This window comes from Glycomyces algeriensis (assembly GCF_027622855.1).
GTDB lineage: Bacteria > Actinomycetota > Actinomycetes > Mycobacteriales > Micromonosporaceae > Glycomyces > Glycomyces algeriensis.
On sequence record NZ_JAPZVR010000001.1, the window covers coordinates 96999 to 110653 of the forward strand.

Annotated in this window: 11 protein-coding genes; 7 read left to right on the forward strand and 4 right to left on the reverse strand. The window is 67.9% G+C overall.

Features of this window, described 5'->3' with window-relative positions:
- Positions 1 to 110: 110 nt before the first annotated feature.
- From O2L52_RS00405 to O2L52_RS00415, 3 genes are all read right to left on the reverse strand, one after another.
- Positions 111 to 1700, reverse strand: coding sequence for a cellulase family glycosylhydrolase (locus tag O2L52_RS00405; protein ID WP_270113869.1), 1590 nt, complete (start codon positions 1698 to 1700; stop codon positions 111 to 113).
- A 105-nt stretch (positions 1701 to 1805) separates the two neighbouring features.
- Positions 1806 to 3065 carry a family 16 glycosylhydrolase gene (locus O2L52_RS00410; protein ID WP_270113302.1) on the reverse strand — a complete coding sequence of 420 codons (1260 nt, stop codon included), beginning with the start codon at positions 3063 to 3065 and terminating at the stop codon, positions 1806 to 1808.
- Positions 3066 to 3275: 210 nt separating this feature from the next.
- Positions 3276 to 4349 (reverse strand): LacI family DNA-binding transcriptional regulator, encoded by a 1074-nt coding sequence (locus O2L52_RS00415; protein WP_270113303.1) that lies wholly within the window; start codon positions 4347 to 4349, stop codon positions 3276 to 3278.
- Positions 4350 to 4455: 106 nt separating this feature from the next.
- On the opposite strand from O2L52_RS00415, the gene O2L52_RS00420 reads away from it, so the two are divergent.
- Positions 4456 to 5484 (forward strand): LacI family DNA-binding transcriptional regulator, encoded by a 1029-nt coding sequence (locus tag O2L52_RS00420; protein ID WP_270113304.1) that lies wholly within the window; start codon positions 4456 to 4458, stop codon positions 5482 to 5484.
- A 186-nt stretch (positions 5485 to 5670) separates the two neighbouring features.
- Positions 5671 to 7089 (forward strand): SGNH/GDSL hydrolase family protein, encoded by a 1419-nt coding sequence (locus O2L52_RS00425; RefSeq protein WP_270113305.1) that lies wholly within the window; start codon positions 5671 to 5673, stop codon positions 7087 to 7089.
- A gap of 13 nt (positions 7090 to 7102) precedes the next feature.
- On the opposite strand, the gene O2L52_RS00430 is transcribed toward O2L52_RS00425, so the two are convergent.
- Positions 7103 to 8116, reverse strand: coding sequence for a LacI family DNA-binding transcriptional regulator (locus O2L52_RS00430; RefSeq protein ID WP_270113306.1), 1014 nt, complete (start codon positions 8114 to 8116; stop codon positions 7103 to 7105).
- Positions 8117 to 8294: 178 nt separating this feature from the next.
- Here O2L52_RS00430 and O2L52_RS00435 point away from each other — a divergent pair, with 178 nt between their 5' ends.
- From O2L52_RS00435 to O2L52_RS00455, 5 genes are read left to right on the forward strand one after another with little or no spacing between them, the layout of a single operon-like run.
- The gene (locus O2L52_RS00435; protein ID WP_270113307.1) at positions 8295 to 9215 is read left to right on the forward strand and encodes a carbohydrate ABC transporter permease; all 921 of its coding nucleotides are present in this window, start codon (positions 8295 to 8297) and stop codon (positions 9213 to 9215) included.
- Positions 9208 to 10119 carry a carbohydrate ABC transporter permease gene (locus O2L52_RS00440; protein WP_270113308.1) on the forward strand — a complete coding sequence of 304 codons (912 nt, stop codon included), beginning with the start codon at positions 9208 to 9210 and terminating at the stop codon, positions 10117 to 10119. The genes O2L52_RS00435 and O2L52_RS00440 overlap by 8 nt, the downstream gene beginning before the upstream one ends.
- A gap of 45 nt (positions 10120 to 10164) precedes the next feature.
- Entirely contained in the window at positions 10165 to 11463 is a 1299-nt protein-coding gene (locus O2L52_RS00445) for an ABC transporter substrate-binding protein (protein ID WP_270113309.1), read from the forward strand.
- A gap of 27 nt (positions 11464 to 11490) precedes the next feature.
- A complete protein-coding gene (locus tag O2L52_RS00450) occupies positions 11491 to 12609 on the forward strand; it encodes a Gfo/Idh/MocA family protein (protein WP_270113310.1) in 1119 nt (372 codons plus the stop codon).
- Positions 12606 to 13508 (forward strand): DUF6807 domain-containing protein, encoded by a 903-nt coding sequence (locus tag O2L52_RS00455; RefSeq protein WP_270113311.1) that lies wholly within the window; start codon positions 12606 to 12608, stop codon positions 13506 to 13508. Before O2L52_RS00450 ends, O2L52_RS00455 begins: the two co-directional genes overlap by 4 nt.
- The last annotated feature ends 147 nt before the right edge of the window (positions 13509 to 13655 follow it).

Genomic DNA, 13655 nt, shown 5'->3' on the forward strand with positions numbered 1-13655 from the left:
CCGCCCGGGCCTTCCCCAGCGCGGGCGCCCCCCCGCCCGCCCCGGTGGGCGCCCCCCCATGGCGGGCCCCCCCACGTCCCAAGGCCCCCGTATCCAGGCCCGTGGTCGGTCTAGCGGAGGGTCCAGCGCTGGTTGCCGCCGCCGTTGCAGGTCCAGAGGATGATCTGGGTGCCGTTGGCGGTGCCCCCGGCGTTGGCGTCGAGGCAGAGTCCGTTGTGGGCGTTGGTGACGGTCCCGTTCGAGTTCACGTTCCACTTCTGGTTGTTGCCGCCGTGGCAGTCCCAGATGGTCGCCTTGGTGCCGGCGGCGGTGCCCCAGCCCGCCGCCTCGAGGCATTTCCCGTTGATCCGCAGCTCATTCGCGGAAGTGCGGGTGAACGCCTGGTTGGTGCGCTGGTTGCAGTCCCACAGCTGCGCCTGGGTGCCGTTGGTCGTAGAGGAGTTCGGGATGTCGAGACAGCGGTTCGACGCCGCTCCGACGATCGCGACGGAGGTGGACGGCTGGCCGCTGCCGAGGCCGTTCATGATGGCGTCGATGATGCCCTGCTGGGTCACCGTGTTGTTGGAGCGGTTGAACAGGCCGAATCCGTACTGCCCGTTGACGCCGTTGTCCCAGTAGATGGTGGCGGCGCCGTACTTCTTGGAAGTGGACACCATGAGGCGGGCGAAGTCCTGGCGGTAGCGGTTGTTCGCCGAGTCGTAGGAGGACTTGTCGATCGAACCGTACTCGCCGACGACGACCGGGTAACCCTTCGAGACGAACGCGTCGTAGGTCTTCTTCATCTGGGAGTCCATGTAGTCCTCCTGGCCCCAGGTGGAGGTCTTGGAGGGGTTGGTGGCGCCCGGGCCCCACTGGGTGATGTTGCCGTTCTCCTCGCCGGCGAAGTCCCATGGTGCGTAGTAGTGCACGGAGATCATGATCCGCTTCTCGCCGCTGGGGATGGACGGGGAGCGGTGGTTGTCCGTGGGGATCGCGAAGCCGTAGTTCCCGGTGGTGTAGTCGATGTTGGTGTTCCAGCCGGGGACGAGCAGCCACCGGGAGGTGTTGTTGCCGCCGGTCTGGCGGACGGTGTCGACGAAGATCTGGTTGTAGGCGTTGATGTTGGAGTAGCAGGGCTGGGTGGGGTTGCCGTACTGCCCGTCGAAGTTCTCGTTCATGGACTCGAGGATCAGGCGCTGGTCGTAGTCGCGGAAGCGGGTGGCGATCTGCTGCCACGCTTTCTGGTACTTGTCCTTGATCGCGGTCTGGTTGGACGCGTCGCAGATCAGCCAGGCGCCGGTGATGCTCTTGTAGCCGTCGCCGTGCATGTTGATGACCACGTGCATGCCCCGGTCGTAGGCGTAGTCGACGACCTGCTGGACGCGGTTGAGCCAATTGGCGTTGATGGTGTAGTTCGGGCCGGAGCCGATGTGGTTGAGGTACGAGACGGGGATGCGGATGGTGTCGAATCCTGCGGCCTGGACGCGGTCGATCAGGGCCTGGGTCACGGTGGGGTTGTTCCACGCGGTTTCGCTCGGGACGCCGTTGCTGTTGGCTTCCAGGCTGTTGCCGAGGTTCCAGCCGGCGCCCATGTCGGCGATGATCTGGGTGGCGTTGCGCTGTGTCATGGTGTCGGCCGATGCCGGGCTCGCCCAGCCGGTGACGGACACGCCGACCGCCAGCATCACCGCGACGAACGCGGCCTTGCATCTGCTCTTCATCGAACCCACGAGCGGTTCTCCTTTCAAGTCTTCCCTTGTGATCCTGATACTCGAACGTCTTGCGTTGAGCTGCATGCGTTTGTGAAGCCGGTCGAAGCGAGCGGGCTACCGCCGTTCGAGGGCCCAGACGGTGTTCGCGTCCGCCGCTCCGGCGTTCCACGCGACCGTCGTGCCCGATCCGTAGAGGTAGCCGCGCCCGCTTTGCTTGTTGTCGATCCGGAATCCGCCGGAGACGGGTGTGATCTCCCAGAGCGTGTCGTCGCCGACCCGCGCTTCGCCCCAGATGACCTTGCCGCTGGGATCGGTGTCGAGGTACCCGCGGCCTTCCCTGACGTTGTCGATCGTCCAGTAGCCGGGCTGCTGCTCGGTGAGCGTCCACAGCTGGTCGTCATACGTGCTTCCCGGCTCCAGCGCGATCGCGCCGGCGGCCCCCGAGTCGAGGTACTGCCCGGTGGAGACGTTCCGGAGCCGGTAAGTCTGACCGCTGCGGGGGTCGGCGGCGTCGGCGGCGCGCTTGTAGGCGCGGAAGTAGTCGACGACGAGTTCCTTCGGCCGGGTGTCGTTGGGGTCGACCGTGCCGGTCCAGTCGGCGTGCTCGTAGATGCCGAGGTAGAACACGGCCGGGTAAGTGAAGGACTGGTTGATGGTCCTGGTCAGGACGTTGTCGATGTAGAGCTTGAACTGGGTCGGCGTCCACTCGAGGGCGTAGATGTGCATCTCTGTAGTCATGTCGAATCCGACGCTGACCTGCTCCCGGTGGGTCGAGAGGTTCGGGTCCGACCAGCTGAAGAGGTTCCAGTTGAACTTGCTCTTCCCGTGGATGCCCGCGTGCTCCACGACGTCGACTTCCCCGCGCTGCTCCCATGTGTCCTGTCTGCCGGTCAGCCAGAACGCGGTGTGGATGCCGCTCCTGGCGGAGCTCTTCGCGCGGACCTCGAAGTAGCCGTACTGGGGCGTGTACTTCATGTCGGTGGGGATCGAGTGGTCGAACTCGTTGTCCTTGTGCAGGTCCGTCCGCTGCCCGGTCTGAACGCTCGAGACCTTCATGGGGTTGCCGCTGTAGTAGGTGGGCTGGTCGTCGTCGATGCGGAGCACGAGGGCGTCGTTGCGGAACCCGTATCGGGCCGTGGACCGCGCGACGGTCGTCCGGGACTCCAGATATCGCGGAATCCACAGGTTCGTGTCCAGGCTGCCGGTGCTGAACTCGTCGTGCCGGTCGAGGATCCAGCCGGGCTTCTCCAGCGGGTTCGGCGGCATCTCCGCCGCTGACGCGGGCGATTCCAGGAACGCCGACAAGGCGAGGGCGCCACCGCTTGCGAGCAGGCCGCGGCGGGCGAGTTTGACTCGTTTGGGATCGAAAGCCATGAGGGTCTCCTTCGGAGGATGTCCTGCACGAGGAACGTGCCGACAGTGAGCGAAGCGCCCTTGCCGTGGACGCCGGGCAGGGCCGCTGTGGATGCGCAGCAATCGCCGTGGAACTTCAGAATCAGAATGACAACGGTTCCAGAATCTGTCAATTTGCATGTGTCGATATTTAGGTAACGGTTTCATAACGCACTCGCCGCCAGTGCGGCGTCAGCTGGAACGGGCGGGTGTCGTGCCCCGAACGACGACCCGAGGCTCGAACTCGATCCTTCGAAGGTCCCCCGGCCCGGTCATCGCGAGCTCCACCGCGGCCGCGCCCACCCGCGCCAGGGCAAGATCCACACTGGTGAGGCCCGGGGTGACGTCCTCGGTGCCCACGGCATCGTCGAACCCGGCGACGCCGATCTCGGCGCCCGGAGTCAGGCCGGCGTCGCGCATCGCGGTCATCGCGCCGATGGCCATCGCGTCAGTGGCGGCCAGGACCACGTCGAAGCGGTCGGGCGGCCCCGCGATAAGGCCCGCGGCCGCGCCGTACCCGCCGTCCCGGGTCATCGGCGCGCGCACGACAGCACCTCGCTCGATCCGCATCCCCACCTGAGCGGCGGCTTCGACGACACCGCCCTCCCACTGGCGTGCGGCCTCCGCGTCGTGGTCGGGCCGGATCAGGGCGGGGGTCCGGTAGCCCAGGCGGAACAGTTCGGCCACGAGCGCCGAGGCGCCGCGACGACGGGGGACGACCGCGGTGTCGAAGGGCAGTTCGTCGTCGCCCGCGATCACCACCCGGCCCCCTTCCTGCGTGTAGCGCGCGAGCTCCTCCTCAAGGGACGCCCGGGAAGTGGTCGAACCGCTGCGGGTGCCGGTCAGGATCATGGCGTGCGGCCTGAGGCCGCGCATCATGCGCACGACCCGGATCTCGTCGTCGATCCCGTGGTCGGTCCCGGCGAAGGTGGCCACGAGCCCGGAGGTGCCCGCCCGCTCGATCACGCCGTGCACGATCTCGGCGTTGTAAGGGTCGCGGATGTCGGAGACGAGCACGGCCACCATCGCGGTCGCGCCGGTGGTCGTGGCCCGCGCCGACGCGTTCGGTCGGTAGCCCAGGCGCTCGGCGGCGTCCAGGACGCGCGCACGCATGTTCGACGACACGTACGGGGAGGCCGGGTCGAGCGCGCGGGAGGCCGAGGCCTTGGAGACTCCGGCGGCCTCGGCGACATCGCGGAGGGTGGCCGCCGACGGTCGGTCCGGTGCGCCGGGGGACCGGTCGTCGGTGGCAGGGTCGGTGGTCACAATGACATCCTGGCACTGGGCGCATCCCAGGGTGCGCCGCCCCGTTCTCGAGCGCTTGCCGGTGCCGGTGGGAGCATGCGGGTGTGCGTTCGACATTGGAGGATGAATGCGGCGTTCGTATCAGGGGGCGACACTGCGCGACGTCGCCCAGGCGGCCGGCGTATCGCCCTCGACCGCGTCCCGAGTGCTCAACGGCGGTGATCTCCGCGTGAGCGAGCGGCTCTCGGCGCGCGTCCTCGCAGTGGCGGAATCCCTTGGCTACGTCTCGAATCAGGCGGCTCGGGCGCTGCGGGGGCGGCGGACGGCTGTCGTGCTGCTCGCGAGCGATCCGAGGACCGCGTCCGTCGCCGCGATCGCCGCCGGAATGGAGGCTGCGGGTCGGGAGCGAGGCGCGTTGGTCAGCATCACCGGGGCCGGAAGCGGTGCCGCCGCGCACCGGACCGCGCTGGAGGTGCTGCGCGCATTGCGCCCCCGTGCGTTGGTCGTGACGAGCGCGAGCTTCGCCGACGTGCCGAAGGAGCAGGTCCTGCCTCAGCTCGAGCGATTTCGGGAGGACGGCTGCGGTGTCGTCTTCATCGGCGAGCACGACACGCCCTTCCCGGCGGTCCGCTTCGCCGACTTCGATTCCGGGAGGGTCATCGGCCGCCATATGGGTGGGCTGGGTCGCCGCCGCGCCGCAGTGCTGACCACTCCGGGGCAGCCGGCGCTCGACAGCCGCGTCGCAGGTTTCGCGCGAGGTTTGTCCGAGCGGGGCTTCGACCCGGGCTCACTGGTCGTCGAGCAATGTGAACTCAGCCGGGACGGCGGTCGAGCGGCTGCCCTCCGGCTGTCGCAGCTGCGCCCGCGACCGGACCTCGTTCTCGCGGGCAACGACGTCCTCGCGATCGGCGCATTGAACGAGTTCAGGCGTCTAGGCATCGAGGTGCCGACCGACATCGCCCTGTCCGGGGTCGACGACATCCCGCTCGCGCGTGACGTCACTCCAGCACTGACCACTGTGGCGCTTCCCTTCGACGAGGCCGGGAGGGCTGCGCTGGAGATGTCCCTCGCGTCCGATGCTCCACAGGACGTCGTGCTGCCCGGGCGACTCGTCGTCCGGGCCAGCACAACCTCGACGAAGGCCGAGAACTCCTGAGCCGCTAGAGACTCCGACCCGGGAGCGCAACGCAGTGGACTGAGCGCGGTCCTGTCTCGCGTGTGGAGCGGCAACCCGGTTTGCAGAGCGCTGCAGCTTGACGGGGTCTGGAACCGTTGTCATCATGATTCGAGATCCGGCCGGACCGTACTACGCGGCCGACGACACCTCGCCAAGGGAGACCCCGTGCCCATCGCCAAGCGCAGAACCGCCTCTCGGCAGCGGATACGGGTCAGCCTGTTCGCCGCCGGCGTCCTGCTCCTTTCGCTCCTGCTCGCTCCGCATCCGGCGGCGGCCGGTGCAATCTCGAGCACCGTGCTGATCGAGGAGCGCTTCGGCGCCCAGACCGTGCCCGCGAACTTCGGCTTTCCGACCGGGGCCAGTGTCGGCGGCGGCGTCCTGAGGGTCACGGAGAACATGAGCAACTACACGACGTCGGTCAGCCGGTTCGACTCGTTGATCATGAGCGAGAAGACACTCGACCTGCGCTTCGACTGGAAGACCTCGATCGCCAGCGACGGGATGAAGACGGGTCTGGAGTTCCGCGACGACGCCGGGCACCTCGTCTTCGCGATCGCGGCGACCGGTTCGCAACTGCGCTATGCCGTCACCGGCCCCGACTCGTCGTCGGCCTCGGCACCCGACTCCCTCAACCCGGCCTGGACCAGGTTCGGGTTCGACCGCTCCAAGTGGTACACGGTGGACCTGCACATGGACTTCACCCTCGGCCGAGTCCAGTACTCGATCGCCACCAAGGAAGCGTCGCCGCGAGTCATGGCCTCAGGCACCGGGGCGATCACGGGCCGGAGCCTCGCGAAGTTCGTGGCCTGCAACTACTACGGCACCGGCGTGCAGTCGATCGACAACTTCCGGCTCGCCCGTCCGGACCTCGCTGCCGAAGGGGCCCTGGCCGGGTCGTCGGTCTACGCCTTCGGCGATAGCATCGTCTACGGCCACAGCTATGCACGCGGCTTCGTGAACCTGGTGGCCGAACGCGAGGGCATGGCGCTGACCAAGTACGCGGTGAACGGTGCGACCGTGGGGCCGGTGTCGGGTCCGTCCTCCGGGAAGATCCTCACCCAGGTCCGGTCGGCGAGTTCGCAGGCGCCCGACTTCGTCGTCTTCGACGGCGGCACGAACGACGCGCAGACTCTCCAACAACTGGACGGATACGAGATCGGCGCCGTCGGCGGCTCGTTCGACCCCGGCAGCTTCGACACCGGCACCTTCGCCGGATCGTTCGAGGCGACGATCCACGCCATGAAGCAGAAGTGGCCGACCGCCACCCTGGTCTACGTCCCCGTCCACAAGCTGGGTTCGCGCGACTGGAACACCCAGCTCGCCCTGCGGACGGTGACCCTGGCGGCCGCCGAGAAGTGGGGTGTGGCCGTCGCCGACGTCTTCGCCGACGCGACGCTTGACACCCGCATCACGAGTCACCGTGTCGCCTACACGTTCGACGGTCTGGTCGGCGGCTTCCCGGGCACCGGTGGCACGGGCACGCATCCGAACATCGCCGGCATGACCGAGTTCTACGTCCCTGTGCTCACTGCTCGACTGGCGGATCTCGCCGGGGTCGGGACGGGACGGGTGACGGGGACCTGAGTGCGCCGGGCGTTCAGCGGGGTGTCGTGGGGCCGGTCGACTCGCGCCAGATCACGCGCTGCAGCGGGCGCGGGGCGGGTTCGAGCTCGCGGCCGGAGATCGCTTTGACCAGGCTCAGCATGGCGTTGCGGCCCAGGCCTTCGAGGTTGACCTCGACGCTGGTCAGGCTCGGCGGCAGGTACTCGCACACCTCGTTGTTGTCCCAGCCGGTGACGCTGGCGTCGCCGGGGATGTCCAGGCCCCGCTCGATGAGGGCGCGGATCGCCCCGGCGGCCACGACATCGTTGGCTGCGATGACGGCGGTGGGCATCGCCTCGTCCGCGAGCGAGTGCACCGCGTCGTAGCCGGACCGGCCTGACCAGTCGCCGTCGACGACACCGGCGGATTCCAGTCCGAGCCGCTCGACCGTCTCGAGGTACGCGGCCTTCCTCGCCCGTGCTGAGGCGAACTGCAGGTTTCCGGCCACGTGGAAGAACCGGCGGTGCCCGAAGGCCGCCAGGCGCTCAATGATCTCGACCAGCGGCGCGGCGTCGGCCAGTTCGCCGATGCCGCGCATCTGGTCGTCGAAGTCGGCCGCGACCACGATCGTCTCCCCTTGCGGCAGATGGTCTTCGATCCCGGGGGAGACGGGGGCGAGTGCCAGGATGCCCTCGACCTGGCCGGTGCCGGCGATCTCGAGCATGCGCTCGGTCCTGGTCTCGGTGTCGCCGATGACGCTGATCGCCTCGACGGTGAAGCCGGCTTCGTGGGCGGCCTCCGTCGCGCCGTGCAGCATCCGGGAGGGGTTGAAGACCATCGTCGGCAGGAGGATCGCCAGCCGGCCGGTCCGGCGGGTCCGCATCGACCTCGCGACCAGGTTCGGGCGGTAGTTCAGCTCGCTGACGGCGGCGTCGATCCGCGCGAGGGTCGCCGGTTTCAACCCGCTCCTTGACCGCAGGTATCGGGAGACGGTCTGGTGCGAGACGCCGGCCAGGCTCGCGACCTGTTTGATCGTCGGCCGCCTCGATTCAGTGGAGCGCTCGGTCATGCCCACGGTCTCCTCTCACAGATCCCAGTGATCATCTTGACATACGAGTGATCGTTCACTATCTTAGGTGGTACTTCAAATAGTGAACGATCACTATTTCTTGACGCAAAGGAGCGCCGATGTCGGTTTCCGATCCCCCCTGCAGCCCGGGCGCTGCGCGCCCGCTGGAGACCGGCCCATGAGCGCGACCTCGGAGCTGCACAATCTCGGCCAAGGCGGTGCGAGGGCCAAGCGGCAGAACAAGACCGCGTTCCTGTTCCTGCTGCCGTGGTTCCTGGGCCTGTTCGTCATCACGATCGGGCCGATGCTCGCGTCGCTGATCCTGAGTTTCACCGACTACAACCTGCTGCAGCCGGCGGAGTTCAACGGGCTGGAGAACTTCAGCCGGATGCTCGGCGACGAGCGCCTGCACCAGTCCCTCGGCGTCACGTTCACCTACGTCTTCGTATCCGTCCCGGTCCAGTTGGGACTCGCCCTCGGCCTGGCCATCGTGCTGGACCGCGGCGTGCGGGGCCTGGCGTTCTACCGCTCGATGTTCTACCTGCCCTCGCTGCTGGGGGCCAGCGTCGCCATCGCGGTGCTGTGGCGGATGGTGTTCGGCGCCGACGGCCTGTTCAACGACGGACTCGCCCTGTTCGGGATCGAAGGGCGCGGCTGGATCTCCGAACCCGAGACCGCACTCGGCACGCTGATCACCCTGAACGTGTGGACGTTCGGCTCACCGATGGTGATCTTCCTGGCCGGCCTGCGCCAGATTCCGCGCATGTACTACGAAGCTGCCTCGGTCGACGGAGCGAGCCGCTGGCGCCAGTTCTTGTCGGTGACCCTGCCGCTCCTGACGCCGATCATCTTCTTCAACCTGGTCCTGCAGATCATCCACGCGTTCCAGTCGTTCACCCAGGCGTTCATCGTCTCCGGGGGCACCGGCGGCCCGGCCGACTCGACCCTGTTCTACACGCTGTACCTGTACCAGCGCGGGTTCGGGAACTTCGACATGGGCTACGCCTCGGCCCTGGCATGGCTGCTGCTGCTCATCGTCGGCGCGTTCACCGCGATCAACTTCTGGGCTTCGAAGTATTGGGTCTTCTACAATGACTGACACCTTCGCCAAAGCGACCCCGGCCACCGCGCCGCCCGCATCGAACCCCGCCTCGCCGCGAAGGGCCCGGGGCGGATTCCGACGGGTCCGCTCGATCATCAAGCACGCCTTGCTGATCCTGTGCGTGCTGGTGATGCTCTATCCGGTGCTGTGGATGGTCGTCAGCTCGCTGCGGCCCAACGACGTCATCTTCCGCGACCCCAGCCTGCTGCTGAACGACCTGGAGACCGGGAACTACGCCGAAGGCTGGAACGCCTTCGCCGACCCGTTCAGCGTCTACCTCGTCAATTCCTCCATTGTGGTCCTCGGTGCGATCCTGGGAAACCTGGTCTCGTGCTCGATGGCGGCCTACGCCTTCGCCCGCCTGGAGTTCACCGCCAAGCGGTGGTGGTTCGCGATCATGCTCCTGACGATCATGCTGCCGATCCACGTCATCATCGTCCCGCAGTACGTGCTGTTCGCCCAGCTCGGCTGGGTCAACACCTTCCTGCCGCTCATCGTGCCCAAGCTCCTGGCCACCGACGCGTTCTTCGTGTTCTTGATGGTCCAGTTCATCCGGGGCGTACCCATCGAACTCGACGAGGCCGCACGCATCGACGGCGCCGGCCATCCGCGGATCTTCGCGCAGATCATCCTGCCGCTCATGGTGCCCGCGCTCGCGACCACCGCGATCTTCACCTTCATCTGGACCTGGAACGACTTCTTCTCCCAGCTGATCTACCTGACCGATCCGGACATCTACACCGTCCCGCTGGCGCTGCGCGCCTTTGTCGACGCCCAGGCGGGAACGAACTGGGGTGCCGCGCTCGCAATGAGCGTGGTCTCACTCGTCCCGATCTTCCTGGTGTTCCTCTTCGGGCAGCGATTCCTGCTCAGAGGGATCGCCACCACCGGCGGCAAGTGAACCGCCGCAACCCTTCACCGCAACCCTTCACAAAGGAGCAATTCCATGCAACGCAGACTCATCTTCAAGGGACTCGGCGCCTCCGCCGTCGCCCTGCCCGGCCTGGCCGCCTGCGGCACCGGCGGGGGCGGCGACGTGGAACTGAGCGACGAGCCGGTCACCATTCGCATGACCTGGTGGGGCGCTGACACCCGCGCCGAACTGACCGACCAGGCCATCGCCGCGTTCCAGAAGGAGCACCCGAACATCACCGTCAAGGGCGAGTTCAAGGACTGGGCGGGGTACTGGGACGCCCTCGCGACCACCACCGCCGCGAACGACTCACCCGACGTGATCCAGATGGACGAGCTCTACCTCGCCTCCTACGGCGACCGGGGCACCCTCCTCGACCTGGCCGACACGAGCGACTTCCTCGACACCTCGGGATTCGAAGCGGCGACGCTCGAGACCGGGAAGATCGACGGCACGCAATACGCGATCCCGATCGGCGCGGGCATGCTCGCGAGCGTCGTCAACGCCGACCTTTTCGCCCAGTACGGCGTCGAGCTGCCCGACGACACCACCTGGACCTGGGACGACTACGCCGCGATCGCCAACGAACTCACCGAGAAGAGCGGCGGAGTCATCAACGGCACCGGGCTCACCGGCGGCACCGACGCCGGCAGCATCCGCTACTGGGCGCGCCTGCACGGCAACGAGCTCTACGGCGAGAACGGTGACGTCACCCTCGACCCGGCGGTGCTGGCCGCGCTATGGGAGTACAGCCTCGCTCTCATCGAGTCCGGCGGCGCCGAAACCGCGGCCGAGACCGTCGAGGGCCAGAGCGCCGGCCTCGAAGGCAGCAGCATCGCCACCGGCAAGATCGCCATGACCATCGCCTACAACACGCAGATCACGCCGCTGCTCGCCGCCAGCGGCGCCGACCTCAGGCTGATCCAGCTGCCCGGCGCCGTTGAGACCACGGCCAACTTCATCAAACCGTCGATGTACTGGGCGGTCTCCTCCCAGAGCGAGCACCCCGCCGAAGCCGCGACCCTGATCGACTTCCTCGTCAACCACGAGGCCGCCGCCGACATCCTCGGCACCGAGCGCGGCATCCCCGCAAACCCGGCCATGCGCGAGCACGTCGCGACCGACCTCGACGAGGGCGAGCAACTGGCCGTGGACTACTTGGAGTCGGCCACCGTCGGACCCGCGGTGGTCGTCACCCCGAACGGCGGCAGCGGCTTCGACCCGACGTGCCAGCGCTACAGCCAGGAAGTCCTGTTCGGCGAGCGCACGCCGCAGGACGCGGCCGAAGCCTTCATCGAAGAACTCAAGACCGAAATCGACGCCGCCGCCTGATAGGCGACCGAGCACAGAAAGGCACTCATGTCCCTTCCCGCACCTCCGGTTCGCTGCGGCATCATCGGCACCGGCGGCATCGCTCACGCGCATGCCCACGCCCTGACCGACCTGGGCGACCGCGCTGAGCTGTCGGCCGTGGCCGAGATCGACCCGGCCCGCGCCGCGGCGTTCACCGAGCGGTTCCCCGTCTCCGCGGTGTACGGCGACGCCCAAGGCATGCTGGAGACGGAACGTCTCGACCTGGTGCACATCTGCACGCCGCCGAAGACGCACGTGCCGTTGGCGATCGCGGCGATGCGGGCGGGGGTTCCGGCACTGGTCGAGAAGCCGACCGCGCTGAGCCTGGCCGAAATGGACGAGCTCGCCGAAGTCGAAGCCGAGACCGGGGTACCGGTGCTGACGGTGTTTCAGCACCGGTACGGTCCGGCCGCGATCCGGCTCCGGAAACTGGTCGCCTCCGGGGCACTCGGACGGCCGCTCGTGGCGACCTGCGAGACGCTCTGGTACCGCGACGACGCCTACTTCGACGTACCCTGGCGCGGGCGGTGGGCGGATGAAGGCGGGGGGCCCACGATGGGCCACGGCATCCACCAGTTCGACCTGCTCCTGTCGATCCTCGGCCCCTGGACCGAGATCACGGCACTCGCTGGTCGCCTCTCCCGCCCCACCAATACCGAGGATGTCTCGATGGCCTTGGCGCGCTTCGAGAACGGTGCTCTTGCCACGATCGTCAACTCGGTGGTCTCGCCGCGTGAGACCTCTCGGCTCCGCTTCGACTTCGAGTACGCCACCGTGGAGCTCGAACACCTCTACGGCTACCGGGAGGCCAACTGGCGCTTCACCCCCGCACCCGGACACGAGGACCTCATCGGACTCTGGCTCGACGACGACCCCGCCGACCCCGAGAGCGGCCACCGCCTCCAGATCGAGGCGGTCGTCGACGCGATCGCGCACGGGCTTGAGCCGGGCGTCTCGCTGACGGACGCGCGCCGGACGATGGAGTTCGCCGCTGCCACCTACGCCTCCGCCTTCCAGGGCCGCGCCGTCACGGCCGGGGAGATCACCGGAGACGACCCGTTCGCTCGCAGCATGCACGGCGGAGCCGTCCCATGGCCGCCGGTCAAGGGAACGGTGACCGCATGAGCGACCTCGACATCCGCCACGACATCGACAGTGCGGTGACCGTAATCGACGGCGGGACCGAGCTGTTCCGGTACGTCTACCGGCCCGACTCCCCGCAACTGGAGTCGCCCAAGCCGTACCTGCACCCGATCCGCACCCGCGCCGGGCGCCTGGTGAGCCTGTACCGGCCATGGGACCACGTGTGGCACAAGGGCATCGCCCTCTCGCTGCCGCACGTGGGGGAGGAGAACTTCTGGGGCGGCCCGACCTACGTCCACGGGCAGTTCTACGTGCAGCTGGAGAACAACGGCACCCAGCGCCACCGCGGCTTCACCGAGATCGACTCGACCGACGGCTCGGTCAGGCTCACCCATGAGCTCGACTGGATCACCCAGGTGGGAGCGGCGTTCCTGACCGAACGCCGCGCGATCGGCGCGCGGCTGCTCTCGTCCGAAGCCTGGATGCTGACCTTCGACACCGAGCTCCGCAACGTCTCAGGCGCGGACATCGCGATCGGCTCGCCGACCACGAAGGGTCGTGAGAACGCCGGCTACGGCGGCCTGTTCTGGCGCGGGCCAAGGGCTTTCACCGGCGGTCGGCTCGTCACCGCCGAGGGCTCCGGCTCCGGCAACGACATGCGAGGCCGGCGCCACGAGTGGATGGGCTTCGCCGGGCGCCACGACGACATCGACGCCGCCTCGCTGGTGCTCATGGTCGACGACCCGTCGAACCCGCACCACCCACCGCAGTGGTTCGCCCGCAGTGAAGAGTTCGCCTGTCTCAACCCCGCGCCGTTCTTCAGCGAGGAACTCACTGTTCCAGACGGGGCCGCGGTCAGATTCCGGTATGGGATCGGCATTGCCGATATGGAAGCCGATGCCGCTCCTGACCTGGCGGCGGCCGTGCGCAGTGCCCTCTGATCCGTGCACTGTCGAACCAGCCGCTGCAGAAACAAAATGGAGTGAAACGACACTTCGCAGCAACCATTGAGGTGGCGGGGCCGCCGGGCCGGCCCCCCCAAAAAGGTTTGGGCGCGGGGGATGGCCGGGGGCCGCGGGGGGGGGCGC

Coding starts and splice junctions, on each gene's coding strand:
- O2L52_RS00405 (WP_270113869.1), bottom strand. CDS start 1,700: ATGAAGAGCAGATGCAAGGCCGCGTTCGTCGCGGTGATGCTGGCGGTC.
- O2L52_RS00435 (WP_270113307.1), top strand. CDS start 8,295: ATGAGCGCGACCTCGGAGCTGCACAATCTCGGCCAAGGCGGTGCGAGG.
- O2L52_RS00455 (WP_270113311.1), top strand. CDS start 12,606: ATGAGCGACCTCGACATCCGCCACGACATCGACAGTGCGGTGACCGTA.
- O2L52_RS00450 (WP_270113310.1), top strand. CDS start 11,491: ATGTCCCTTCCCGCACCTCCGGTTCGCTGCGGCATCATCGGCACCGGC.
- O2L52_RS00440 (WP_270113308.1), top strand. CDS start 9,208: ATGACTGACACCTTCGCCAAAGCGACCCCGGCCACCGCGCCGCCCGCA.
- O2L52_RS00410 (WP_270113302.1), bottom strand. CDS start 3,065: ATGGCTTTCGATCCCAAACGAGTCAAACTCGCCCGCCGCGGCCTGCTC.
- O2L52_RS00420 (WP_270113304.1), top strand. CDS start 4,456: ATGCGGCGTTCGTATCAGGGGGCGACACTGCGCGACGTCGCCCAGGCG.
- O2L52_RS00430 (WP_270113306.1), bottom strand. CDS start 8,116: ATGACCGAGCGCTCCACTGAATCGAGGCGGCCGACGATCAAACAGGTC.
- O2L52_RS00445 (WP_270113309.1), top strand. CDS start 10,165: ATGCAACGCAGACTCATCTTCAAGGGACTCGGCGCCTCCGCCGTCGCC.